The sequence below is a fragment of the Roseateles sp. So40a genome (assembly GCF_048081605.1).
GTDB lineage: Bacteria > Pseudomonadota > Gammaproteobacteria > Burkholderiales > Burkholderiaceae_C > Roseateles.
In genome coordinates, this window is record NZ_CP182288.1 from 4,810,348 (window position 1) to 4,834,047 (window position 23,700).

Consider the following 23,700-nt stretch of genomic DNA (forward strand, 5'->3'; position numbering starts at 1 on the left):
TTTCATCGATGAAGACCATCAACATGCTTGCCACCGCGCTGTTCGCCCTCGCCGGGATGCAGGCTCATGCTCAGGGCTCGTCTGGCACGATGTCCATGCCGATGCCGAGCAAGAACGCTGCGTCGGCCGCCATGCCCCTGGTGCAGGGCGAGGTGCGCAAGGTCGACCTCGCCAAGGGCCAAGTCGTCCTGCGGCATGGCGACATTCCCAATCTCGCGATGCCGGGGATGACCATGGGGTTTGACGTTGCAGAGAAGAAGCTGCTCGACGGTCTCAAGGTCGGCGATCAAGTCGAGTTCCAGGCCGAAATGATCAAGGGCAAGGCGACGGTGACGGAGCTCAAGCGGCGCTGATCTCAATTTGGTGGCACTTGGCGTGCTCATCAACAAGGCAGACAAGCTGCCGTGGACCAGCTCGCCGCGGTGCTGCCGCTTTCGCTGGGTAGCCAACAAGGTGTTGAGCTTGTCGAGCGTGCCGCTGGGCGCCTAGCCCTCACCGAGCAGGCCGACGTGTTGGAGATGCTCGTCGAAGGACTGGGCAGCAACATGTCGTTCGCCGGCTGGCGCATCTATGGGACCGACCTGGGCCACCGTGTCGAGGTTCGACTCTGGGGAAATGGCGAGCTGGAGGTGATCGCCAGACTCGACGCAAGAGTCAAGGATTCAGATCGCTTCGTGCGCGACATCTGCATTTGCGCTCAGGCCCTGCACTGTCGCCTGTTCAGCGTGGACTTGAGCGAGGACCTTGAGCCGGATCCCGATGTCGTCAAGGAAGCACTGCGTCGATCGTCTGCTTGGCGCGTTGCGGCGGCGATGGGACCGATCGTGCATTGAATCGGAGCGCGTCGTCATGCTGCGAATATGCAAAGGCTCCGACGGCCCCATTATTGGCGGCTCGAATCGAAACCGATACAGATTCACGGCGTAACCATCGCTGAGAGATTTGTACGCATGGGCAGATCACGCGGCGGCGATAGAAAACCGGTACTTCGATCCCCGACATAAGGGGAGAGCAAACCTCGGATAGGTCGAGTTTCAAACCTTCGGTTACTCTTGCCCCCGCCCAGCAAGTCCCTTGAAGACCGTCCGCGGCTGCTTGGAGTGACTGTCATGGGACGGATGTCGCAAGCGTTGCTGATGACGGACCAGACGAAGTCACGCTCAGTACCAATCGGAAAATCTCCGAGCCCTTCTCTCGCTGCCTAACGGCGCGAACTTTTCGGTGCCCGGCGCTGGGAAGACGACGGTCACGTTTGCGCTACACCTGCTTGCTGGCGAGACGGACCGACTGTTGGTCGTCGCTCCGCGCAACGCGTTCATGGCCTGGGAAGAGGTCATCGACGAATGCCTACTGCCGTCGGCGAGCCCCAGCGTTCGAACGCCATTCGTCCAACTTGTGGATGGTGAGGCGCGCATCCTTGAGGCGCTGAAGAGTCAACCCAAGCGGCTGCTCATCACGTACGGCCAGCTGATCAGGGTCTTGCCGATCGTTGAAGAACTGCTTTCAAGGGAACGCGTGCATCTCGTGCTTGATGAGGCACATCGGATGAAGGCGGGCTCCGCCACCAGAAGCGGCAGCGCCCTTTTGAGAATCGCATCAATGCCCATACGCCGTGACATCCTCACCGGTACGCCGATGCCGCAGCGGCCTGCGGATCTCCAATCGCAACTGGACTTTCTCTGGCCCGGTTCAGGTTTGGGTGTCCGCATCGGAAACGGAGAGAACCCGCGTGATGTACTCGGGCGCCTTTACGTGCGCACCACGAAGAAAGAGCTTGGACTTGGCCCTCGCGAGCGCCATCCAGTACGTGTCGATCTAACCGACGCGCACTTGGCGTTCTACGGCGTGCTCTCCAAGGACGTGCATGCACAGGCAAGCGCGTTGCGTCGCGGTCGCTCAGCAGTTGAACTGATACGTGCTCGCCGTTCAGTCCTGAAGCTACTACTTGCTGCTGTTAATCCGTTGCTCGTGGCCAAGCAATTTGCCGACGCGCTTGTCCCGGAGCAGCAAGAGCTGCTCGACCGCGTGATGGCAGAAGGTCCATCAGCCCGTCTGAGGGCTGCTGCGGATCTGGCTCGAGCGCTCGCTGCGCAGGGCCGCAAATCGTTGCTTTGGACCAACTTCCGCAGCTCGTTGAACGAGCTGAAAGACCTGCTGCAGGATCTCGCACCCGCGGTGATCGATGGTTCGACCACCGTCGGGGACGAAGAGAATCCCGATTCGCGCCAGGGTCAGATCCGCAGATTTAAGACCGATGCCCAATGTTTGGTGATGCTTGCCAACCCTGCAGCCGCTTCTGAAGGGATGAGCCTGCACAAGGTTTGTCATGACGCCATATACGTTGATCGAAGCTACAACGCGACGCACTACCTGCAATCCATCGATCGCATTCACCGGCTCGACATGCCGCCGAACACGACGACACGTGTGCACGTCCTCGAAAATAGACTCCCTGCCGATGTCGGCTCCATTGACTTGTCCGTGGCTCGCAGACTTGGCGAGAAGATTCGGAACATGGAGCAACTCTTGGGGGATCCGGACCTCCATGAGTTAGCACTCGACGAAGAGGCGATGGGCGCGAGCATTGAAGACTCGATCGACTGGCGCGACGTGGATGACTTGATCTGCGAAATCGAATCGCCGAGCAGTTCACTCGATGAGGAGGGGTTGGAATGATCAATGCGGGCCGAGATTCGGCCCGCGCTCCCGATATGCGCTGGCTGCGCCCGTCGGTGATTGACGGGTGGCGGCGGCTTAGCGCGCGGCTGCATGCTGATTCGCTGTTCGTTGCCGAAGAGGAAATTGCCAAACAACGCACCGCTTACGTCGGATCTGGCTTCGACTACGAGGCCGCCGCGGACGTGCTGAAGAAAATTGGGCCGACGCCGAACGGCCCGCAGGCAAGCTACAGGGCGTTGATTGGCGCTGTGGCCAAGTTGGAGCGGCCATCTTGGTTGAGCGTTATCCCACGGGGGCGGATGCTCCTCGAATCCGTGCTTGATGTCGACGCGCGTGGATGCTTTGCGCGAGCCGGCCTTCTTGACGGCCATCCAGACGACCAGGCGGTCGAACTGTTGGACCAGCTTGCGCAGCTGGCGCGGGGCTGGAATGCGTTGGAACGGATGGATTCTGCTCGCAAGGCCGAGCGCCTCTCGCTCGAGGTGGAGCGCCGACGTTGTGCCGCAATCCGAGGAGCGCAACCACCAGTGTGGGTCGCACTCGACAACAACGCTGCGGGCTATGACATCCTGTCATCGTGCCAGCGGGGCGGTCAAATCGCACCCAAGTACATCGAGGTCAAGTCGAGCCGCGCGACGCCTCCCGTGGTCTTCCTCTCCCGAAACGAGTGGGAGGTAGGTTCCCGGAGCCCAGACGCATGGGTTCTACATTGTTGGATCATGCACGAGGCCCGTTTGGTCGAGCTCACCTGGGATCAACTGCGCCCGCACGTGCCGAACGACGCAGGTGTTGGTCGATGGGAAATTGCCACGATTTCACCGGACGGTTGCTCCCCGATTTGCGGAGATCTATGATCCGAAGCAAATGAAGAGATCTACTGCTCCCGTCGCATCGCCGACGGTATCCACCTACCAGACTGCAGGCCGTGCAGCGCACTGGCTTGCTGCGTCGCCCGCGGCTGGCTCCGCGGCCCTTTTTCAGGGCATGAGCGAGAAACTGCTTGCCGCGTTGCCCGAAGAGTCGGTGGACCTCATCGTCACATCACCGCCCTATTGCATGGGCAAGGCGTACGAGCGGCGCAGCGATGGCATCGAAGAGTTTGTCACCAATCACGAACTCATCCTTCCGCAAGCCTGCCGACTGCTCAAGCCTGGCGGCAGCCTGTGCTGGCAGGTGGGATTGCACGTTCAGGACGGCGTTTCCACGCCGTTGGATTACTTGGTCTACGACATCATGCGGCGCATCGATGGGATGAAGCTGCGCAACCGGATTGCTTGGACGTTCGGACACGGTCTTCACTGTCGCACCCGCTTCAGCGGCCGCCACGAGACGGTGCTCTGGTTCACGAAGGGCGACGACTACACGTTCGATCTGGACGCCGTACGCGTGCCCCAGAAGTATCCGGGGAAGCAACACACCAGCGGGCCCAAGAAGGGTCAACCGAGCGGCAACCCAGCGGGGAAAAATCCTGGGGATGTGTGGGACATCCCTAACGTCAATTCCAACCACGTGGAGAAGACGGAACATCCGTGCCAGTTCCCCGTCGCGCTGGTCCAGCGCCTCGTGCGCGCACTGACCAAGCCTGGCGACGTGGTGCTGGATCCGTTCTGCGGAGTTGCCTCCAGTGGAGTCGCTGCGGTGCTGGAGCAGCGGGTCTTCCTCGGCGCCGAACTTGAGGAAGACTACGTCAACGTGGGCAAGTCGCGCATCAAGGATGCGCAGGCCGGCGTGGCTCGCTTTCGGCCCGTGGACCGTGCGGTCCATCAACCTAGCCCGACGTCTATTGTGGGGCGACGTCCTCCGAATTTTGCGTCGTCGGATTCCATGCTGGAAGTTGTGCTGGCTTGAAGAAGGCCGGCTTCTGAAGCCGACCTTGCGCCAACTGCTGGCTATTGATGGCTAGGCCGATGGCCGCCCGATGGCCTTAAAGCGCCGCGTGCAGATCTTCTGCCAGCTTGCGCCAACTGCTGCCCGTGTATTCGTCGAATGCAAAGGTGGTGATGTTTGCCATCCGCTTCTTGAAGTTGATGGAGGACAGGGGCTTGCCCTCCTTGAGAAAGTGCTCCAGCAGCAGGATTAGTCCGCCTACAGCGGTAGTCGACAGGACACCTTTATTCGGCACTGAGGCCCAGCGACTCTTCAAGAGACTCGCTGCGGCGGAGAGCAACTCCCGCAGCTGAGTGACGCAAAAGTCGATGAAGTCTTGTCGGTCCTGCGCATTCGTGAAGTCGCGCGCGCCAGCGCTATCCCATGCCTTGTATAAAGGGCCGCTCCGCCGGATAAGCGTCTTGACTACATACGGACCCAACGATCCGGAGGAAATCAAGTCTGACGGATCAAATTGGGACATCTGGAGTTTTCCCTTCAGTGGCCCGTCCTTGGACAACCGCAAAATGATCGATCTCGCGATGGCCAAAGGAGTTTCCGGGTTGATGAGCCGCTGCAGATCTTGTCGCAGCTGCGTGTGAACCGTCGTCTGGTTATCGTTGATCCCGAGGAATATCTCCGCCTCAAACTTCGCGCGCATTTCCGGCGTGTAAGACGGTGGGAAAATGATTCCCGTCACCAGCAAGTTTTGTCTACCCCGGAGCTTCTTAATTGCTGGTTCCGTGGCATCGGACCCTTCATAGTAGGACAGGATTCGATGTTGCCCGTCCACGATTCCGACCGTTCCAAGCTCTAGAGGCAGCAGCAAATTAACGGAACTCTTTGCCGCCAGAGAATTGACATCGATGGCGTGCACCGAATCCTTTGCGGTAATCAATGCCGTCGGCGGCAAAGTCACCACCAAGTTGTTGATAAATACTTTGCCGTTGTCGGCGAGATACCCGCGCATCTCGAGAAGTTTTTCCGCTCTGACAAATCGTTGGTAGGAAAGGTCTGGGTCTTCCCACCCATCTCTTCGCATCACATAAGCGCGCTGGATCAATGCCATGGGATCCGCGTAAAACGAGACTACCGCGAAGCCAGTTGGATAGCTCGTGTGCGCGGCCGGTAGGGCAAATGCGGAGAAGGTGTTCAATGCCACTTCCGACCCGGCAGTGCGCGCCTCTCCGATCTGCGCTAATTTCACGTCCAGATACTTCAATAATTCGTATTTGGCGGAACGCTGAATCGTTTGCGCCAAGGACGCGAAATACTCTGCTTGAGCACGCGTCAAGATTTTGAGCGGCGCAGAGTCTCCCAGCGGTGAGACATCTGCCTTTTCAGAAAAGTAGACGTGCCGAATTTCCAGGTCGGCGAAGGCATACTCGTCACCAATTGACTGTGGCAATGCTGGATTTAATACTGTGTATTTTGTCCAGAATGCCGCCGGATTTTGAGCAATCTTGTTGTGGAAGAATATTTTGTTGGTGCAGTGGCCGGTGGGGTGCGCTTCTGTTGTCTCCTCGCACAGGACGACTACGTTTTCCCAAACAAAGATGTGATCGATTTCCCCGGTTCGGTCGTCGACTTTAAAATGGATGTTGTCGGCGTTCACATGCTTGAATCCGGCCCCTTCGAAAATCTGTCGCAACTTAGATGGTGGAGTTTTGACAGCTAATTTTTGCGCGCTGGCGCCAGTCGCACTCTTTGCTTTGGCTGAAGTCTGAGTTTTCTTGGTGGCGGTTTTCCCGCTACCGCTGGATTTTGACGAGTTCGAACTCGGTTTACTTGCCACGATTTTCCTCTAATAGGTATTAGGCAGGGCCTCCCTGGTGGCCCAATCTAGGGCGAGCGCAATCTCCCTCTTGCCGCTCTGCTTCGGAGGATAGCGCCGCCGTCATGATTTCGAGGCACGGCTTTTCCCCGAGCTTGCTCGCGCAATTCCTGCGTCAGCTCGACTCCAGCTCGCTCTGGTTCAATGTCGCCGTAGAGCTCGAATCGGTTGGAGGCCGCCTCCAGCGCTGCTCTCGGAAAAGAACGATCCGCTGCAGCATGGTGCTGCGGGATATCGGGACGCAGCGCATCGAAGCACAGGAATGTCGCGCGGCGGCTGAACAGCTCACACGATTCTTGAGAAATTTGCCCACGAGCATGCGTCTCGTTGGCCCAAGAATGGACGCCTCTGGAAGACTCATCCATCTCGCCTGAGCGAACTCTGCATGCCCTCCAAACAACTGACCACCACGTCCACCGAATCTGATCTGGAAGCTGCCATTCATGGCGCGATCGCGTTGGCCTTCCCGTGGCTACCTTCAGGGGCAGTCCGTCATCAGACAAGCTTCTCGTTCACCTTCGGCGGTCGAAGAATCATGGTTGGGGACCAGGAGAGGGAGTGGGTAAAGGGGCGGTCGGACGTGATCCTCTACAGCGGGAACGATCCGCTGGCCGTTCTGGAACTTAAACGGGAGGGCATCGAGCTCACTGAGGATGACGACGCGCAAGGCCTGTCCTACGCGCGCCTTTTGACTGCGATGCCGCCGCTGGTGGTCGTGACCAATGGCAAGGACATCAGGTTCATCGAGACCTACACGGGCAAGCCGTGGTTGCCGACACAAGCATCTGAGCAGGCGTTCCACCAGTTGATCGCAAGCGCTTCAAAGCTCGCCGCCGCGGATCTCAAGAATGCTGTGGAAACGTTGATGGGCCTGGTGCCCACGGTCTGGATGCAAGCAATACGCGCGGTAAGTGATCAGACGCTTGAGGAGATATGCACAGCAGAGGAGCATCTCCAGAGCCCTTTTGCTCGCGACTTCTTGATCCCGCGCGACGTTACTGAGAGCTTGGAGAAGGCTTTGCTGGCAGGCGAGAAGCTCGTTCTGGTGGATGGGCATCCGCTTTGTGGCAAGAGCAATGTGCTGCGCGAACTTTGCGTGCGAACCAGCGAGAGTGAAAACCTCGCCGCGCTGTATGTGGAGGCTAGTTCTGGCTCGGGCATCCTGCAGGCCGTGGCCGATGCACTCAGCCGCGAACTCCATTGGGATCTGACGGTGCACGAGGTGCGAGCCTGGCTGAGGAGGCTTTCCCAGTCTGCTGAGCCTGAGCGTCGCCTCGTCCTGGTCATCGATGGACTCGACCCGAGCGACACGTCGTCGCGCGAAATGATCGAAGTCCTTACCTCAACGGCGTTCGGCGCAGGGCTCGGTATCGTTGCATCGCTCGACGACACCGCTGCAGACGCGCTGACTCAGAAGCTCAACGCCCGTGCCAATTCGACGATCGGGCGCCGGGCTGTTCGCATGCGTGTGGAGGCTCTGAGCAACGTTGAGTTCACGAGGGCAGTTGAGCTGTTGTCCTCTCGGCGGATCCAAATCATGAAGGGCGCGGAGTACTCACTTGAGTTGCGTGAGCCATGGATACTGCGGTCCCTAGTGAGCACGGCTCAGGAGCAACTTGGAGAGGCGCCCGAAGGGGCCTTCGCTGGCATTCCTCCTTTGCTGAGTCTCGATCTGATCCGCCGCGCGCGAACACGGTTTTCTGATCCTGAGCTTCGGCGAATCTTTCGAGCCGTGGCGCGAGCGGTGCAGGCCGAAGCTTCGGACAGAAAGCGTCCAAAACCCCTCATTCTTCGATCGCTCCAGGCTTACAGCATCCGCCGCGCCGTACTGCTGTCGCACATCGACGTGCACGACCTCCGTTGGCTATCTGAGCACGGTCTTGCAAAACAATCGATCAGTGACGCGAGCGATGCAGTCATCTCAATTCGCCTGCCAGAACTGCTGGCGAGCGAACTGGCCATCGTGCTCGCTGAACAGCTTACGGAGACTGCTCAACAAGACGCAGGCAAGGCTGCTGCGTGGCTCGCCAGCATGGCCAACTGTTTGCACCTGGGGGACGTCGTTGCTGCTCAAGCGGTCCTCGATGCTGTGGGGACGAATGGGAAGCTTCCCTACGACGTGATCGATAGCTTGTTGAGCACGCCGCCGACAAGGGGCGCGCCGGCAGTTGGCAGGAGCGTGCTAACGCTGGATCCCGACGGAGTGCTCATTGAGATGACAGTCCTTGAGGGAGGGAGGATGTTAGTGGTCAAGGAGGGCAAGCAGCGCGTCATCCAGCTAGAAGATGACGCGTCGGGACTTGAATACGAGCACCTCGAGCAATGGCTCATCCTTTCTCATCTTGCCGGCGTTCCGTTCATCGCAGAGAACGAGGACGCGGCAGGACGGCTGGATCATGAGCTCGCTCTCGTCGTCGGTTCCGCTGATGTCGTTCTTCGTAGACCCGGAGGAAGCCCCGATGTCGTCGCGGTGCCCACTCATGATGTGCCCAGTGTCGGCTCGATGGTGTGCAGTGCCGCGGGCATCGTGGAAGCGATCACCTTCTCGATCTTCCAGTTGTTCATGCGACAGGAACCCACCGTTGACCAATGGATTGATGAAGCAATCGCACGTCAGTCCACGTCCTTGCTTTGTCGCGTCGACATCGCTCTTCGGCAAGTTGCGCAGTCGGCGGACCAGAGCCTGAAGCACTGGGCAGAGCAGACACGGGTCAACCGGATCGCCCCCGCTTTGGCCAACTTCCCCGGACTGCACCACTGAACCCAGCTGGCTTCCCGCGGAGATAGCTTTGGCGGCCGCTTGTCCCACTCGCTGTGCGACAGGCCATGGCGATGAGGGCGATCCTCCTTAGTGCCGCTAGCGATATGAGTTGATCCCGTGGATCCAAAAATAGGTGTTTGACGTTGGCGTCGTGGTTCCCACAGGTTTGACGAGCCCGAAGTCCCGCTGCTCGCGGTCGGTGTTCAGGGTGTAGATGCAAATTTCCTTGCCAAGCAGCGTCCGTGGGTCAAGCGATGAAATCGCGATCAACGGATGGCGCGGCTTGTTCCATCGTTGGCCCAACGCAAGCCACTCGTCGTGGGTTCCCAGATCGGTAAACGGATAGTCCATGGCGGCCTCCTAGGGCTCACAGCATCCAACTCTTCAGCAGCGCGTCATCCTCAAGGTTGCTGATGAACGGACGGCGTGGCGGCTCGCCTCCCTTGGGGCGTCAGGGGAGTTGGCAGTTCATGGTCCTAGGACAGCAGGGCCCGAGCAGCGGCTGGCGCGTTTCTCCTGGATCCGCTCGACCAACGTGGTTCGAGAAATCCGAATAGCAGTGACGCCGCGAAAGGGACTCTTCACCGCAACTGCAGCCCCTCCTGAGCACGGTGCCCGCCGGCGGCGAATCCAGGCAAGGGTAGTGGCTCAAACCGGACGGTTCAATCGCCAGCCTGCAGGAGGGCGGCCACCCCGAGCGCATTGATCTGTGCCGCCAACTCGCCGAGGCGCGCCTGTGGGCCAATTCGGAAGCCGACAAAGTACCAGGCCACGCTACCTAGGATGAACCCACCGATGGCGCCCCAGAAGGCGGCGAAGATCCTGTTGTCCAGCCGCGTGGCGGGGGAGGCGAAGGCAAGCAGAGCAAGGGCGAGGCAAGAAGTGAAAGCCCAGATCAAGAAGCTCTTCCCCTCGGCCACATCCAGTCGCCAACTCCGAAGTGCCTGCCCCGCCACCATGATGTCGCAGGCCACCTCACCGGTCGTGTGATTCATCGCGCCAAACATCACGCCATCAACCTGCGCAGACGGAGCGCCGTACACGAGAGAGACGCGATGGCTAGGTCGAACGGCGATGCCAAGGCCGGCGGAGCGCATGAAGCTCTCTTTGCCCTCGCTATCGAGCAACCAGAATCCGCCTTTTTTGCGTGGCGCGCCGGTAGAGCCGGAGGAGTCGAGCACGGTGCCCGACATGGTGGCAATGCGGATGCTCTGGCCATTGGCGAGCGCAGCTTCTTTGAAGTTCATGATCGCTTGACTGAATGCGTGGCGATTGTGACTTAAAAGCGGGTGACGTATAGGCGATGGGTGTGAAGACTTCCACACGTGTCCACACCTCGTCACCAGCCCAAGGAGATTGCCGTCAGCGCGCGTGAGCAGCTGGCGCTCAACCTCATCCGGCTGCGAGCACAAAAGGGGTGGTCACAGGAAGCGCTCGCACTGGAATGTGGGCTTCATCGCACCTTCGTCGCTCATGTGGAGCGACTGCGCAGGAATGCGTCGCTGGACAACATTGAGCGCATGGCTCAGGCCCTTGGGGTACCGATACGCGACCTCTTTGCGCCGGTGTTCCACGAGCAGCGGCAATGACGTAATCGCGTGATCGCGCGCTCAACGCGGCGACACGGTGAGTGACCTAGTTCAATGCCCGATCCAGCTGCTGAGCCTGCCTACCGCGGCCGCACCGGCGCAGGTGATCGTGGTCCCAGGCGCAAAGTAGAGTCCGAGAACGAACACGGCAAAACCCACGGCCAGGGCGACATAACAGAATCGTTCGCGCACGCGAGGCGACAGCAGCTTGAGCACCGCCACGACAAGCGGCTCTCCCTCAGCAACATTTGAACGGGAGGGGCGGGACGTGTCCCCGCTGGATTGCGTTTTCATATGACTCCATGCTTCCCGACGTTTCCGATACGTAAGACGTACCTCCCTCGCTCGAGGGCTGCCACTCAGAAATGCTACGGAGACGAATCTGCCATCCTTGGCACGAGTCCCACGTCATGTGGGGCCCGTCCCTTGATTGAAGTTCGAGCTGGCGGCGGCATGCCACCAGCCTTGGGTCTGGAAGGTCAGCGCGGCAACTCGCTGCCCTCGATGCCGTCGTAGAACCAGGGACCCACCCGGAGGGTCAAAGACCGATGCTTGCGCATCAGCTTTGCGGCCAGCTCCGGCGAGGCGTGGCTGGAGAAGTCGAACTCGTAGCCGTAAGTTCCGTCGCCGCTGTGGCCGGTCAGTTCAATCGGTTCGACGTCGACCAGTTCCTGCGCCTCTTCACGGGAAATCTTGAGCTCGGTCGCGTGCATCCGCGCGTGTCCACGCCAAACGATCCCCACCCTTGAACTCGCGCCAGGCTTGTCGCAGTGCCTTCTTCACATGCGAGCCATAGATGTCGAGGTGTTCTTCGAGCTCGCGACGGGTAGCCAAGCCGATGGGGAAGGCAGCGTCGCGAAGGATGTCGCTGGCTAAGTCACCGACCGGATCGTTGCGACGGCGCTGATGGTCCAGCCAACGGTGGAACGGCGACCGCGCAGCCTCCCGCGCGTCGCGCGCGGCCGTCGCCAGGGCGGACAGGATGTTGGGAGCCGCTTGAGGCCGAAAGTTGAGCCCGCGCTCGTCCTTGGTCAGCGCGTTCCAGCTTGCCAAGTCTTGAAGGAACCGCTCGCCGTCCCTCCCATCAGCGTGGTGGCTGACGGGTAGCAGGTGATCGTGCGGCCAGAAGACGTCGCAGCGCGCGCAGTAGCACTGCGATGGATCGGTTTCACGAATGTCCCCGTGCAGGTAGTACCGGATGCGGCGAGGTGACTCAGGCTTTGGCGTTCGAGCGCGCGAGGGAAGGACCTCCGCGCTGTTGCTGTGCTTGGCCAGTAAAGACCAATTAGCAAAGCCGTTTTTGACCGCGATGCGATCCAGCGCTTCGCTGTGCGGGATGAAAGCCTCGCGGCCAAGCTTCTTGGCTTCGCGGCGGAAGCGCCCGAGTTGGGCGGGAGGGAAGGACATAGTCATGGCTTGACTCCGCGGTCGCGGCAGCTCAGATGCGCCCACACACCGAGCCGGCGGCGACCAGTGGATGGTCAAAGCCTGTCTCGTCATCTTGAAGATCACGCTGTCGATACGACTTCGCCTCGTGGGCGGGCAGGCCGGCGTGCGGGCCATGAACTGAGGATATCAGACTTTGCCTGCCACCCTGCTTGGCTGCGCGGCCGCCTGGGTCAGTAAAAACACTAGATGTAGGGCCTTGAACTCAAATCGCCCACTACCTATAGTGGTAAAACTGGATTTAATCCCAGTCATCAGCCCGTCTCGTTAGGAGCCTTCATGAGCAAGAACATCAAGCAGACGTCCCCTCGGGTCGCCTCTCTCGCTGGCAAGACATTGCAGAGCGATTCCGCCAGTGTGCTGCAGCGTTCGCTGGCGGGTTCCGCACTGCGCCAAGCCGGCTCAGCAGCGCAGACCGGAGCAAAAACGGAAGCGAAAGCTGGCGGTGCGCTCGACAACGCGCGGTCATCCACTACGACGAAGACGCTCGCTGCCACCGTCGTGGCGCAGTCGAACCGCAAGCGCTGAACGCACTTCCTACGGCGCAAACAGTTCCCCGCCTCTCAAAGCGGTCCGGGATTGCAAATCGTTTAGGTACGTCCAGACAACTGGACAGGGTCGTCGAAAAGGATTGGCGTCGTCACGCGGCGGGTGTTCCCCCCAACGCTGCAAACAGCGCGCGCATCGGTTCCTCCGCGCCCCTGACTAACTCCAAAGCCTTTCGATGCTGCGTCAATGCGTCGCTGAATGGCCTTGGATCAATTTCACACGTGAGACTGTAGAAGCTGCAACCGGACGCGTGTGCCCGCGGGCCTGGCTCAAGACTCTTTGACCGCTCCGCGACATCATGTCGGACGCACTCCTGGACCGCGCTCTCAAACTTGTGCTTAAGGCTGCTCATGATTTTTACGATCTCCTCGTACGCGAGCGCGCAGAACCCCGACGCCTCCTTCAAGTTAAGAATCTCGCCTTTGTGAATGACCCGATTGCGAATCTCCACAAGTTTCTTCAGAGGCTTGTAAGGGCTCCCAAAGGCAAGGGTGTGCTCGACGATAAATGCCCCCAGTTGCCGTTCGGACTGGCGGGCAATCTCGCTATACGTCGCAGTCCACGCCTCGGACGACATGCCTCGTGCTGTGCACAGCACTCGCAAGGCGAACTCGATCGCACGCTCGAGTGCGGATGCGAAGCTACTGCAGGCCTCAAGGGTGAAACCCTCAAGCAGCGCATTTGCGCCGGATTCCATAAGCACTTCGAATTTTTGGCTTTGGAGCATGAGCAGGCTCTTATGGCCGCGCGCGCACATAACGCTCCCTACGCGGTCATCGTAATAGTCAACGTACATCGGCTCGAAGCTTGGGTGTCCTAGCTCCTTCAAGCATTCCATGCAGGTAGAAAACATCTTCATGTAGCTGTCCTTTCAAGCACAACAAGGAATGGTGCCGCCGCTCGGTCGGCTCCGTGCGTGCCGGCGGGTGGCGCGGGTACGATATGGCCCAAATTGACTCTCCCATGCATTCGATGCCCAACGTTGATGTGTCCAAGCTCTCGTACGCCGAATTGATAGAGCTGAGCAAGGAACTTGAGCGGCAGATCGAGGCAAAGCGCGAAGAGGAGCTCAAGGTGATCGTCGACGGCTTCGCCAAGAAGGTACAGGCTGCTGGATTTACGGTCGACGAAGCTATGGTGGCGCTGCAGCCCTACGCTGCTTCCGCCAAACGTAGGAGTGCTGCTGTCAGCGGCGCCGCGCAGATCCTGTACCGCGACCCCGCAAATCCGACCAGTACGTGGTCCGGCCGCGGACGTGCGCCCAGGTGGCTCGCGGACTACGAGTCGCAAGGACGCCGGCGAGAAGACTTTAAGGTGTGATCCATAAGGTGATCGCGCTGCGCTTGCGGTGGCAGGCACAGCGCTGATCCACTCCTCCAAGTTCGCGGCAGTCCAATTGCCGCCGCGCCACCCACTTCGTCGGCATCCCAGGTCGAAGCTGGGCAGTCAACTGCCGCCCGCGCGGGTGCTTCGTAACTACCGGCGACGGGAAAATCAACTTTCCATAACGCTAGTCAAGTTTCGCAAAAAGAAACCGATGTTTGCGATCTAGGCGATCGAGCAACTTCCCGCCAAAAAAGGGTCGTGCGACGGGCGAGAGACCTCGACAACGCCACAGACATCCACTGGGGGCGTGCACATCCGCTGACTGCAAATAGAGGCCAAAGGTCCGTGACTTCCGAGAGGACGCGAACTACCTACAGGCCGAACTTCAGTCGCAATTATTTCGACCAAGTCGCATCTATTTGAATGCGGGACACCAAAACAAGCGCGTTTGAAGGATAAGTTGTTTGATATCAATGATTTGTCACTCAGGATCGGCCTTGATCGACACCCCATCGCGGGGAAGCTCGTCAAAACAGGGTGCCAGTAGCGCGACCTCCTCCGCAGTCATGCCGCGATCCTGAAGGCAGCTTCTCCAGTGCAGCGCGACGACCTGCTGAACGTCGTCGATGACCGCCTGCGCATCCCGCGCTCCGATGCCGAAGTCGGCCGCGCAGCTCAACAGGTTGTCAACGGTCGCCGGGGCGCCTTCGGCGCCAATGCCCATGGCTTGCTCGCGCCGCCTAGTGCCACTCAGACGCGGCACGATGTCGAATGCTGGCGAAAGACGGAGGTGTCCGGCATCGTCGGCCAGCAGCCCGTGGTTGCGCTCGTGATCATCGGTGTTGGACACACAGCAGTTGAAGACCATCCGCCGGTAGAGCTCGAAGCGGTCGGCGGCGGCATGGCCGCTCCATCGCTGCAACTGGCTCGCCAGCTCGGGATAGGTGCCCATGTACTGCCCGGAGCGTCTCGATGCTTCGGAAGTTAGTACCGTGCGTGCGCTCACGTAGGCCTCGCGCAGCCAGCCGCGGCCTTTGGGGTGGCGGGTGCGGTCGAAGCGCTTGATCAACGCCACGACGCCTTCCTGCCCGTCGTGGGCCCGCACCTCGCGCAGCTCGGCCTTAGAGGCGTCTATGCCGCACCGGGCGGCCAGGTCGAGTGTTGCCGCCTCAAGTCGCGCCTGCGCGTAGCGCCTGTCATCGCGACTTGACGGAAACTTGGCGAGCCACTGAGTTTGCCCGTCGCTGATCGTGAGCTTGGGGCGCGCGCCGCCGATCGCGGTGTTGGCGCGCACGCGTTTCTCCAGGTCAGGCGGCAGCGGCTTTCCGGTGTCCAGGCCCAGCACCACTGACCAGGCGTCGTCCAGCAACTCGATGTTGGCCGGCTCGCCAATGGCAGGCATTTCTGCGACGTTGCGCGAGAAGCAGAGGTTGCCCACGCGGTCCTCCTGGGTGCTCAGGAGGTAGCCCGTCGGGAAGCGCTGTTCGCCATGGCGGCGGTTGATGACGTAGCGCCCCCAGTCATCGGGGCAGGCGTCGGCGATGACGCCGAACACGTCGGGGTCCCCTCCCTGTGGCGTGCTTACGGCTCTTTGCACCGCGTTTCCCAGCGGAAGGCGAATTGGGTCCAGGGCCACCGCGTCGTCACGAGACAGGTAGCTGCTGCCGTAGATGAACTCCGCCACTGTGGCGCCACCCGCCTCACGGCTTACGGTCAGACGCCCGCAAATCGTTGGTTCGACGTCGCCCGGGAGAAAAGCCCAAACGTACACCTGATCGCGCTCAGAAGTCATTGTCGACCTTCCTCTGCACCTGCACTCGCATGCTTTGCGTGTTGAGCTCCAAGGCCAGCCCGTCGCGGTCCAGTCCCGGGTCGGCTACCAAGCCTAGGCCGTCGGCCAAGCCCATCGCCCACAGGGCCTGCAGGTACGTTCCCAGGCCGGTGGAGAGCTTGCCTGACTCAACCGCTTCGATAGCAGTGCGGCTGAGGCCGGCTCGGTCGGCCAGGTCCTGCTGGCGAAGCTTGCGCCGGATGCGGGCCGAGCGTATCCGCTTGCCCAGTTGAGCAGCCAAGTCCGCTACGGCAGGTGGATTGGGAACCGCTGCGCTTATGCGTTTCATAGAATGCATTAACGGCCTTGGCGCCCTCTATGAAACTCCAAGCAGATGGCGCGGGGTGGGTAGAGGTTTTGGGTCAACCGATGGCGAGCACACACGGCTTAGCCTCGGGGCGGGACGTTGGCGCAAAAGCCTCCTGTTCAAAAACGGTCACTCATTCGTCCGAAAGGTTCGTTGGGCCCACGTCCCCATCGTTCTAATAGATATGGCCCCCCTTCCCCTCCTTCCGCAAGCTCAAGTCTCTCTGACAGCGGCCCCCCTGCAATCGCCATCGATGCAACGAGGATAAGAGGGGTATAGCCGATCGATGCAAACAACGTCCCTTGCGACATATCCTCCAAGCAGGATTGCAAGCAACGATCGTTGAGCCCTAGAGCCTGGAGGAAGCTAGGCGGCTGCATTTCGCGAATTGCATCGGCGATAAGCTTCGTCTTCCATTCTCGGTGCTTTATCGACTTCGAGCTTCGTAGTCCACGCACAAAGTGGCGGCCTGCACCTTCCGCAAATAGCGCGTTATGAGAGATGTTGGCAAAGCAGATCTCTTCGGTGCTGGCCAAACGCGACGGCCATGACAGTCGGCGATGTGGAAGCATCGCCCCGGTTGGATCCCAACTCATGCCGGCGAGTGCCCGGCAATGCTTCCAGCACGCAGTTACGCCAGGCAAATTGTGAGAACGCAGCCACGTTCTAAATCCGTGGACTGCATATTGCTCGTCCCAACACTCTTCGCAGGCGCGCATCTGCGAATGCAGCATTGGCTTAGCAAGTCCACCCTCCTTTTTGCAGCGCCCGGTAACCCATAAGTCGGCCGCCCGCTCCGGAAACTTACCGCCGTCAAGTCCCCCCAGGAACTGCCGAAAGTAGTTAGGGAACCCATAACTATTGGCGGCCATCTCGGGCTCCCCCCACAGGCCCGAAGCAATGGCATGGCGCGCCGTACTTTCCAAACCATTGAAGTCGGACGTTCCAAGGAACTCGGGAAAGAACCTTCGCGCCGGGGGCACGCAAGCTAACCAATGCACACGCCCAAGTAGACCGACGACCCATTCATCGTCGATAGGACGGATGAAGCACCATTGTCTTGGCCAAGTAGCGGCGATTTTGAGTAGATTGACGTTCACTGGTGCAATTCGGAAGAGGCGGCCTGAGCGAAAGCCTCGACTTCCGAAAGCTTGGGGTTGAGGTCTCGGAGCTGCGCGGCGAGCACCTTCAATGAGGCAGCTGCCGCCTTATAATGGGCGAGCGTCAACGACACGGAACCGGCTTTTACATGCGGCGCTTTCATTGCGATCTTTTGTGCGTCGATGTGCAGCTTCTTCAGTACTGCGGTCACACCCTTCGACATATCGTAGAGTTCCTGTACCAACTCGGAGGTCACCTCTAACGGGCGATCCACCAATTGGAAGCTCAGTAGGTGTCTGGCAAGAGCATCAAAAATCGAATCGCTCGCGCTCTTTGCCCGAGTTATCTCGAACGCTCCCAATGAGCACGCACGCCGCGCAACCTCAAAACCGCCGCCGAAGAACTTAGTGGCCTCTAGAGTACCGGTGAGCAGCAACGGCACCTTGACCACCTCAGTTAGCCTGACCAAAAATCCCCGGACCTCATCTTCCCCGCGTGTGCTCGCGCAGAACTGCTGAACATCGTCTATGTGAATCAGCCCAAGAAAGAGCGTCCTGGCCGCACGGCTAAGTCGATCCATTAGATCGCCCTTCTTTTGAGACGGCCGGAATGAACTCTGAATTCCATGAGCCGCTAACGCTTGGTCGATCGCTCCCAGCAGATCCCATAGCAGCTGAATCGTCGCTCCGCCTCTGGGGGTTTGAACTCTGATCCAAACTAGCTGCGTCTGGTGAAAGGGCACGCCCCTATACGCTTGATGGATGATCACCTGGGGATAGCGCGCAAGTATGCGGTTGAACATGGTGGTCTTTCCGAGGCCGCTCTCTGCCTCTGCGTAGAGGCATCCAAGAGATGCGACGCTGGAGATCGGAGACCAGGATGGGTCAAAATCCTGATACCGATAGTGCTCTCCGTCCCGGGTCATGGGATTGCGGGGTACATAAGCAGCTCTAAGCGCTTCGTCCGTTGCATCAGCAATCCTCAGAGACACTGGAGTCGGTAAGTAGACGGAGTCCAGGGTGTGGACGTTGTGAACGCGCAGGTGAAGCGGATCAGCTCTGCAGGCTTCCATCGACATCCTTGGGCCAAGCTGCAATTCCTTAGTCAGAGTCGCACGATCGGCCGTGATGGGCGGCAGCGCTTCGATGAGCGGATTGCCTCGATGCAGAGCAGGTTGTAGGTCGGAGTAATTGATAGTCATTCGATCGCCCTGAGGATCTGTCGCATCTCCTCGGCCTCGGAGAGGTCGACGGAAGGCTCTGTCGAACGTGCAGGGTTTGAACGTTTCCCAGGAGCGGCATGCAGGAGGAGGGGAGTGGCGCCCTGCTGATGCGCCATCTCGGCGGCCCGGTTAGCTCGAAGGTCGCCCAACTTTTGGGACGCTGGTCGAGAGTCATTTGCCTGCGCAAACTCGGATTGCCGTATAGCCTCCTCGACCTCCTGCTTCCTGATGTGCGTCAGGGCCTTCTTCTGCCCCGCGAGGGATTTTTGAATGTCATCTGCGTCATATGTGGCATGGGCCACCGCATCGGCGTGATCGTCTAGAAACACATCACCCGCAAGGTCGCCTCGACGATCCAAGATCGCCGCCTCTAATCGCTCGCCGTGTTCCCCGAAGAGGAAGCAGCGGGTCTGGGCGTCCGGGTCCCGATAGACGGTGAGCTGCCCGTCTTGCATGCGGTGGAAGTACCACGCGTTCTCGATCATCCAGCTCGCGACGTACCGCGTCTTTTCATGCGTGATGCCGTCACGGCGCGCATGTCCCTTGAGAGGAGCAAGAAATGTACGGACGGCTTCGTCTCGACTCATGTAGGCCGCAGAGCCATGGAGCCAACGAAGACCAGCCTCATAAAGACCGAGCGGTGTGGTGAGGAACTCCTCGCCGCAATTGCTGAGACTTCTTGGAACGTGCTCCGAACAGTCGTGGGTCAAATTCCACTCGGCGGCCAGCGCCAGAAGCAGGCGTTTGAGGTCGGCGAGGGTCAGCTTGCCGTCAAGCCGGCAATCTCGGTCGCCGCGCTCGCGCTGCCGCCCCTTCGTAGCGCCGGGCAGAAAATGGATCTCGGCGTCATTCTGGAGCTTGAAATAACGTTCGACGAGCGCCTTCCAGTCTGCACGATATGCGGCAGCAACCGCATGGATGATGCCTGCCTCCCCGTTGGCCTCTCGGACCTTCATCGACAGCACGTCGCTGCCTCGATCCGAAAACACAGTCTGCGGGATCACGCCGGCAACAAGACCTTCAGCGACCTGCGGCCGCAATGACAGCGCCTCTGCCGATCGTTCCTTGGGAGTGACTGCCTGATAAAGAGCAATCTTCGCTTGATCGGCGCTCGCGGCCTCTAAGCAGACATGCACGGCTAAGATCAAGTACGAGAAGGCATCAAGCACCACGTAGATGACAGGCCGGCCAATCAATCGTTTCCTACCGAGGGATGAGACCAAGTAAACATCAGCGATCGTCGAATCAATGATGTAGGTCGATCCAGGGAACAGGTCTTCCACCCGCGCGTGTGACGTAATGACCCTTCTATCTTTTGCCCAGCGCAACTCCCCGGCGCGCCGCTTGGCTTCTGCCAGAGCGCTTTCCTCTTTCCTCCAGTAGTAGAGGAATTGCCGCTCGGTAAGTGCAAAAGTGGGGTTCGTCCCGATATTCACCCTGCCGTCGGGCCCGATCTCTTCCGGCACATCGACATATTGCGTGAGGTAGTCACGCCAATGCTTAGAAACCGGGGTGTTGCGCGTTGTTCCCGGCGCCTCACGGTTGACCTGTTCAGCACACGTTCGGTGGAACGTCGCCACCGCCAATTTCGCTTCCTCCGTAGCGTTGAAGCCCTCGTCTTCCGGATTTTCACGAGCCTTGAACTTCTTGCTTTTCGCGCCGAGCTTTCTACTTACCTTCCTGAGTTGCGTTCGCGGCAAACCATGGGTGGGCATGCAGGCGACTTCCAGACTTCCGCCTGATAGAAAATATCGGACCAGCTTCTTCTTCACACTTGATTCGCTGACCCTATACAATTTAACGACGCTAGTGATGATCTCTGAGAAGCGGCCGAAAACAAACATCCGTTCCAATTGATGGTTATCGATGATATCTCGCAGCACCCGCGTCCACTTGTCGACATGGCGCTGCTGGCACTCAGTTAGTTTGTCTGCATACGAAGTCTGCCATTCGTATTTCAGGATTGAGACAAGGCCGATGGCGCCTCTTACTAGATGTCGCTCGATCAACGAGAGCGGAACGCGGGAAGGTTTGCCGGCCGGTTCGCTTCTGCGAGACCGCCCATCTAGTCCCACATGTGCCTTGGGATCGCCCAAAGCTAGCAGGTAGGCTCCGTCGCTTAGTCGATGCACATAAGCGACCATGAAGACGCCGGCATGCAGTCCGACCTCGTCCGCCACTCGTTCAGGAACATGAATCGCGGTGTTCGCGTTAAGGTGATGCGTCTCATCTGTCATCACGCACCACCGAGCAAATGGATGGCGGCGGCCGGACCATTGAGCATTTTCCAAGGCGAAGCCAAGTGGAGGTCGGTAGTGCTGTGATCGACCGGAATGAGACCGAACATGACGGCCTTCTTCAGCCACACCACTTGCTGCTCAACAGTTACTTCATAAGTAAGCGCCAGGCGCTCGAGGATTCCGCGCATCGGAAAGCGTTTCGACGCGTTCAGATCGAAAACGTCCCGAATCCAATTGGACGGGATGTCATTGTTGGCGCGGTAGTTCGCGTCGGACGACATGGCAGATAGCGCCCACTTCAGATTGTTGACGAGACGCCGCGGCATGGAAACTTCTGTGACGACCACCAGCCGAACGTCCCGCTGGCGCCAGTACTCCTCCTCCAGCTTGCGAAGTTGGATGTTCCGAATCTTCGCTAGGTCGGCCGCCCACTTGCAATGAACGGCTACGATAGAGCCATCGCCAAGGGTGACGACGAAATCAGTCGTCATGTGCGCAGTCGATCCCTTATGCGGCGGATGTCTAATCCTCTGCTCCTTCGCTATGGCAAGCGTGCCCGGACCAAATGACAACTCCGGCAGACCCGGTGGCAGAAGCAAAACATCAATGCCCGACTCCAACATCAGCGGATACTGCTCTCGCACGTCCACCGGTCTGAATGTGAGCAGAGCGAGAAAGACATTGCGCTCCAAGTCGCTCAATACGTGATGTGCACGTCCTGCGTGCAGCGGGCTGGGAATCACGTGAGAGCGTCCACGAGAACTGAAGTCGCCTCGTGTCACCTGTATATACGCCTCGTACGCGGCGCCATGACCAGTGCCGCGCTTCTGATTTCGGCGTCTCATCGCCATAGTCCAGTTTCGACGGAGCGATCTAGATGCATGGAATACTTCCCCGTAACGCACAGGCGTGGCTGAGTCTCGCCTAACGCGATCTAACATATTTATACTCAGTGGGGATTGACCGCGCGCGAACGCGCGCTACCATGACGACTCAGTCTCCGCCATAGCTCCCCGCTGGGTGTAGATAGACTGCTCGAAAGGTATCAGCTCTCGGGCAGTCGCCTTTTTTCAGCTTTTGGTTTTATCGACTTTGAGGGTTATTCCTCCTCAGACTTGAGGCCAAGGGCGACGGCAATCCGGTGGGATTCGCCGCGTAGACATTTACGCTTCCCGCCGAGGATGACGTAGACCAAGTCTGCGTCAAACCCTCGACTCTTCGCCCAGTCCGCGATGGAGACTCCCCGCCTGTGGAAGTCGCGCTTGATTTCTTGGGCCGTAGAGGTCTTTTTCAGGTGCATCTGAGACATCGTTGCTTTGCAGTTCTTATCTGCGCGCGATGAGCGCGGATAGGCGAGTCCCAACTGATCTTGGAGAGTTTTGGGGCGACGCCGGCGTTCTGTCAATGTTTATCGGATCGCGTCTGCGGCGTCACGTAGTCAAAAAATATGAATGGTGATATCTCATACGCCATTGCATTTCTGCGCAGCAGCGACCAAATGGTCGTATTGATATTTCATACACCATTCGGGCATCAAAAAAATTGTGTTGGTACTATTTTGTGGCGCGCTAAAGATGACGAGTGCTTTGTCGCTTATAGGCCTCAAAGGCCCAGCTCGCGCTGACTAGCCAAGTGCCCCAAAGCACGTGGGAGTACGCCTTCAATCCACGCGAGATCGTGGAGAAATAGCCATCTGACATGCCGACCGCAGCGGTGAATCAGCTCGCTCCGCAGAGCTGTTGGATGGTCTTTCAAGTAGTTCAGAACGGCGGATCGAGAGTGCTCACGCCGTCTGGCGATCTTGGCGGCACTCCAAGCCATCTGAAGTTCACCATCGCGGCGCATCCACGCTCTGCCCTCGCTGAGAGTCATCAAGCAGGCCGAGCACGCGTCAGAAAGTAATCGATGCTTCTGAAGCGCCTCATACAGGCGATCAGGGGCACGAGTGCGACGCGTTCTGGCGGTGCCCGGTAATGACATAGGACTCACACGCGTCTGCGCTTCACGCAAATCGCGATCAAGAGCGTTGAATTCGCAATCTCCGCTGGTTGCGATAAGCACGCCCCACTTAGCTGGATGAAGTGCGCGTCGATCGGCAAGCACCTCACGAATCCAGCGAGGATCCCTTGGAAGGTTTTTTAGATCCGGGCAGCCAGCCGCAGTGAGCGGCATGATCTGACTTACATTGAACCTTGCGAGATCCTCGTCGGCGATCGTGATGTCGGTTCTTGAGAATCCGGCTATGGCTAGGCGCCCGCGAACCATGACGGACAGCTCGACGCTCGACAGGGAGTCCTTCTCACTGATCCAGCTCATGGCCTTGGCCAAATTCGCCAGTTCCGGCGAACAGTCGATAGAGACTGCCGTTTCCACAGACCGCTGATTACCTGGAAGCGCCCAACGGTTGCAGCCGGCCGGCACTTCTACGGCTGACAGACGGGTACGGTGCTCCAAGCAGATCCAGACGCCGGGGAGCTGATGCTCGTTGCGCCAGATCGGTACCCCCGTCTCTTGGAGATCCTTTCGCAAACAGTGGGAGCAATGACGTAGAAAGACGGTTTTGGGAAGAACGTTCCATTGAAGGCCGCTCGGCTGCCTCGTGCCTTTGAGCGGTGGCGAGGCTGCTTGTTCGAGCAGACTTTGTCTCTTTCGCTGATCGAGAAACGGCCAGAGGGCAGCTAAGCCGCTTCGTCTTCGCAGCAAATCTGCATCCAACACCACGAGTCCAACGGAGATCTCGCAGAGATGACCAAGCCCCGCCGGCATGGCATGGAGACATGACGCGCGCCGATGGCCAAGCAAGGCACGGCTGATTGGTTGACTATCGGGGTTGCCCGTTAGATGCGCGTAGCGCGAGCACAAGGAATACAAGGTTTCGGTTGGCGCCAAGAACCGCGGCATAAAGGGCACCATGCGATCGCCGCGCTTCAGACTAGACATGGCCCTCTC

23 protein-coding genes are annotated in these 23,700 nt (G+C 59.2%); 9 read left to right on the plus strand and 14 right to left on the minus strand.

Going from position 1 to position 23,700, the window contains the following annotated elements:
- Positions 1-8 precede the first annotated feature (8 nt).
- From ACNI65_RS21925 to ACNI65_RS21945, 5 genes are all read left to right on the plus strand, one after another.
- Complete coding sequence (locus tag ACNI65_RS21925; protein WP_377154950.1) at positions 9-353, plus strand: copper-binding protein; 345 nt, start codon at positions 9-11, stop codon at positions 351-353.
- 51 nt (positions 354-404) lie between these two features.
- On the plus strand, positions 405-833 hold the full coding sequence (locus tag ACNI65_RS21930) for a hypothetical protein (RefSeq protein ID WP_416759372.1): 429 nt from the start codon (positions 405-407) through the stop codon (positions 831-833).
- Between the two features lie 388 nt (positions 834-1,221).
- The gene (locus ACNI65_RS21935) at positions 1,222-2,676 is read left to right on the plus strand and encodes an SNF2-related protein (protein ID WP_416759373.1); all 1,455 of its coding nucleotides are present in this window, start codon (positions 1,222-1,224) and stop codon (positions 2,674-2,676) included.
- Positions 2,673-3,533, plus strand: a complete 861-nt coding sequence (locus ACNI65_RS21940; protein WP_416759375.1) for a DUF3883 domain-containing protein — start codon at positions 2,673-2,675, stop codon at positions 3,531-3,533. Before ACNI65_RS21935 ends, ACNI65_RS21940 begins: the two co-directional genes overlap by 4 nt.
- A gap of 130 nt (positions 3,534-3,663) precedes the next feature.
- Positions 3,664-4,527, plus strand: a complete 864-nt coding sequence (locus ACNI65_RS21945; RefSeq protein WP_416759376.1) for a DNA-methyltransferase — start codon at positions 3,664-3,666, stop codon at positions 4,525-4,527.
- Positions 4,528-4,603: 76 nt separating this feature from the next.
- On the opposite strand, the gene ACNI65_RS21950 is transcribed toward ACNI65_RS21945, so the two are convergent.
- The gene (locus ACNI65_RS21950; protein ID WP_416759378.1) at positions 4,604-6,340 is read right to left on the minus strand and encodes a hypothetical protein; all 1,737 of its coding nucleotides are present in this window, start codon (positions 6,338-6,340) and stop codon (positions 4,604-4,606) included.
- Positions 6,341-6,764: 424 nt separating this feature from the next.
- Between ACNI65_RS21950 and ACNI65_RS21955 the strand changes: the two genes are divergently transcribed.
- Positions 6,765-9,140, plus strand: coding sequence for a hypothetical protein (locus tag ACNI65_RS21955; protein ID WP_416759379.1), 2,376 nt, complete (start codon positions 6,765-6,767; stop codon positions 9,138-9,140).
- A 96-nt stretch (positions 9,141-9,236) separates the two neighbouring features.
- Here ACNI65_RS21955 and ACNI65_RS21960 read toward each other — a convergent pair whose 3' ends face one another.
- Together ACNI65_RS21960 and ACNI65_RS21965 are read right to left on the minus strand one after the other, a co-directional pair.
- Positions 9,237-9,491 carry a hypothetical protein gene (locus ACNI65_RS21960; RefSeq protein ID WP_416759381.1) on the minus strand — a complete coding sequence of 85 codons (255 nt, stop codon included), beginning with the start codon at positions 9,489-9,491 and terminating at the stop codon, positions 9,237-9,239.
- 311 nt (positions 9,492-9,802) lie between these two features.
- Complete coding sequence (locus ACNI65_RS21965) at positions 9,803-10,387, minus strand: hypothetical protein (protein ID WP_416759382.1); 585 nt, start codon at positions 10,385-10,387, stop codon at positions 9,803-9,805.
- 78 nt (positions 10,388-10,465) lie between these two features.
- Between ACNI65_RS21965 and ACNI65_RS21970 the strand changes: the two genes are divergently transcribed.
- On the plus strand, positions 10,466-10,729 hold the full coding sequence (locus ACNI65_RS21970; RefSeq protein WP_091728574.1) for a helix-turn-helix transcriptional regulator: 264 nt from the start codon (positions 10,466-10,468) through the stop codon (positions 10,727-10,729).
- Between the two features lie 479 nt (positions 10,730-11,208).
- On the opposite strand, the gene ACNI65_RS21975 is transcribed toward ACNI65_RS21970, so the two are convergent.
- Positions 11,209-11,442: a hypothetical protein gene (locus ACNI65_RS21975; RefSeq protein WP_416759384.1), complete on the minus strand. Its 234-nt coding sequence runs from the start codon at positions 11,440-11,442 to the stop codon at positions 11,209-11,211.
- Complete coding sequence (locus tag ACNI65_RS21980) at positions 11,411-12,142, minus strand: YozE family protein (protein ID WP_416759385.1); 732 nt, start codon at positions 12,140-12,142, stop codon at positions 11,411-11,413. The genes ACNI65_RS21975 and ACNI65_RS21980 overlap by 32 nt, the downstream gene beginning before the upstream one ends.
- A 312-nt stretch (positions 12,143-12,454) precedes the next feature.
- On the opposite strand from ACNI65_RS21980, the gene ACNI65_RS21985 reads away from it, so the two are divergent.
- Positions 12,455-12,703 carry a hypothetical protein gene (locus ACNI65_RS21985; protein WP_416759386.1) on the plus strand — a complete coding sequence of 83 codons (249 nt, stop codon included), beginning with the start codon at positions 12,455-12,457 and terminating at the stop codon, positions 12,701-12,703.
- A gap of 112 nt (positions 12,704-12,815) precedes the next feature.
- On the opposite strand, the gene ACNI65_RS21990 is transcribed toward ACNI65_RS21985, so the two are convergent.
- The gene (locus ACNI65_RS21990; protein WP_416759387.1) at positions 12,816-13,583 is read right to left on the minus strand and encodes a hypothetical protein; all 768 of its coding nucleotides are present in this window, start codon (positions 13,581-13,583) and stop codon (positions 12,816-12,818) included.
- A 104-nt stretch (positions 13,584-13,687) separates the two neighbouring features.
- Here ACNI65_RS21990 and ACNI65_RS21995 point away from each other — a divergent pair, with 104 nt between their 5' ends.
- Complete coding sequence (locus tag ACNI65_RS21995) at positions 13,688-14,044, plus strand: H-NS family nucleoid-associated regulatory protein (protein WP_416759388.1); 357 nt, start codon at positions 13,688-13,690, stop codon at positions 14,042-14,044.
- Positions 14,045-14,531: 487 nt separating this feature from the next.
- Here ACNI65_RS21995 and ACNI65_RS22000 read toward each other — a convergent pair whose 3' ends face one another.
- From ACNI65_RS22000 to ACNI65_RS22035, 8 genes are all read right to left on the minus strand, one after another.
- Positions 14,532-15,842 (minus strand): type II toxin-antitoxin system HipA family toxin, encoded by a 1,311-nt coding sequence (locus tag ACNI65_RS22000; RefSeq protein WP_416759389.1) that lies wholly within the window; start codon positions 15,840-15,842, stop codon positions 14,532-14,534.
- Entirely contained in the window at positions 15,832-16,122 is a 291-nt protein-coding gene (locus tag ACNI65_RS22005; protein ID WP_416759391.1) for a helix-turn-helix transcriptional regulator, read from the minus strand. The genes ACNI65_RS22000 and ACNI65_RS22005 overlap by 11 nt, the downstream gene beginning before the upstream one ends.
- A gap of 185 nt (positions 16,123-16,307) precedes the next feature.
- Positions 16,308-17,288, minus strand: a complete 981-nt coding sequence (locus tag ACNI65_RS22010; RefSeq protein WP_416759392.1) for a TniQ family protein — start codon at positions 17,286-17,288, stop codon at positions 16,308-16,310.
- Entirely contained in the window at positions 17,285-18,490 is a 1,206-nt protein-coding gene (locus ACNI65_RS22015; protein WP_416759393.1) for an ATP-binding protein, read from the minus strand. The genes ACNI65_RS22010 and ACNI65_RS22015 overlap by 4 nt, the downstream gene beginning before the upstream one ends.
- Positions 18,487-20,748: a hypothetical protein gene (locus ACNI65_RS22020; protein ID WP_416759394.1), complete on the minus strand. Its 2,262-nt coding sequence runs from the start codon at positions 20,746-20,748 to the stop codon at positions 18,487-18,489. Before ACNI65_RS22020 ends, ACNI65_RS22015 begins: the two co-directional genes overlap by 4 nt.
- Positions 20,748-21,494, minus strand: coding sequence for a TnsA endonuclease N-terminal domain-containing protein (locus ACNI65_RS22025; RefSeq protein ID WP_416759397.1), 747 nt, complete (start codon positions 21,492-21,494; stop codon positions 20,748-20,750). Before ACNI65_RS22025 ends, ACNI65_RS22020 begins: the two co-directional genes overlap by 1 nt.
- Positions 21,495-21,850: 356 nt before the next feature.
- The gene (locus ACNI65_RS22030; protein WP_416759398.1) at positions 21,851-22,060 is read right to left on the minus strand and encodes a DNA-binding protein; all 210 of its coding nucleotides are present in this window, start codon (positions 22,058-22,060) and stop codon (positions 21,851-21,853) included.
- Between the two features lie 293 nt (positions 22,061-22,353).
- Positions 22,354-23,691 carry a TniQ family protein gene (locus ACNI65_RS22035; protein ID WP_416759400.1) on the minus strand — a complete coding sequence of 446 codons (1,338 nt, stop codon included), beginning with the start codon at positions 23,689-23,691 and terminating at the stop codon, positions 22,354-22,356.
- Between the last annotated feature and the right edge of the window lie 9 nt (positions 23,692-23,700).

Excerpts from the sequence above, each read along its gene's own strand:
- ACNI65_RS22030 (WP_416759398.1), bottom strand. The coding sequence starts at position 22,060 with ATGTCTCAGATGCACCTGAAAAAGACCTCTACGGCCCAAGAAATCAAG.
- ACNI65_RS21940 (WP_416759375.1), top strand. The coding sequence starts at position 2,673 with ATGATCAATGCGGGCCGAGATTCGGCCCGCGCTCCCGATATGCGCTGG.
- ACNI65_RS21945 (WP_416759376.1), top strand. The coding sequence starts at position 3,664 with ATGAGCGAGAAACTGCTTGCCGCGTTGCCCGAAGAGTCGGTGGACCTC.
- ACNI65_RS21995 (WP_416759388.1), top strand. The coding sequence starts at position 13,688 with ATGCATTCGATGCCCAACGTTGATGTGTCCAAGCTCTCGTACGCCGAA.
- ACNI65_RS21965 (WP_416759382.1), bottom strand. The coding sequence starts at position 10,387 with ATGAACTTCAAAGAAGCTGCGCTCGCCAATGGCCAGAGCATCCGCATT.
- ACNI65_RS21980 (WP_416759385.1), bottom strand. The coding sequence starts at position 12,142 with ATGACTATGTCCTTCCCTCCCGCCCAACTCGGGCGCTTCCGCCGCGAA.
- ACNI65_RS22035 (WP_416759400.1), bottom strand. The coding sequence starts at position 23,691 with ATGTCTAGTCTGAAGCGCGGCGATCGCATGGTGCCCTTTATGCCGCGG.
- ACNI65_RS21925 (WP_377154950.1), top strand. The coding sequence starts at position 9 with ATGAAGACCATCAACATGCTTGCCACCGCGCTGTTCGCCCTCGCCGGG.
- ACNI65_RS22015 (WP_416759393.1), bottom strand. The coding sequence starts at position 18,490 with ATGACTATCAATTACTCCGACCTACAACCTGCTCTGCATCGAGGCAAT.
- ACNI65_RS22000 (WP_416759389.1), bottom strand. The coding sequence starts at position 15,842 with ATGACTTCTGAGCGCGATCAGGTGTACGTTTGGGCTTTTCTCCCGGGC.
- ACNI65_RS21985 (WP_416759386.1), top strand. The coding sequence starts at position 12,455 with ATGAGCAAGAACATCAAGCAGACGTCCCCTCGGGTCGCCTCTCTCGCT.
- ACNI65_RS21975 (WP_416759384.1), bottom strand. The coding sequence starts at position 11,442 with ATGCACGCGACCGAGCTCAAGATTTCCCGTGAAGAGGCGCAGGAACTG.
- ACNI65_RS21960 (WP_416759381.1), bottom strand. The coding sequence starts at position 9,491 with ATGGACTATCCGTTTACCGATCTGGGAACCCACGACGAGTGGCTTGCG.
- ACNI65_RS21955 (WP_416759379.1), top strand. The coding sequence starts at position 6,765 with ATGCCCTCCAAACAACTGACCACCACGTCCACCGAATCTGATCTGGAA.
- ACNI65_RS22020 (WP_416759394.1), bottom strand. The coding sequence starts at position 20,748 with ATGACAGATGAGACGCATCACCTTAACGCGAACACCGCGATTCATGTT.
- ACNI65_RS21990 (WP_416759387.1), bottom strand. The coding sequence starts at position 13,583 with ATGAAGATGTTTTCTACCTGCATGGAATGCTTGAAGGAGCTAGGACAC.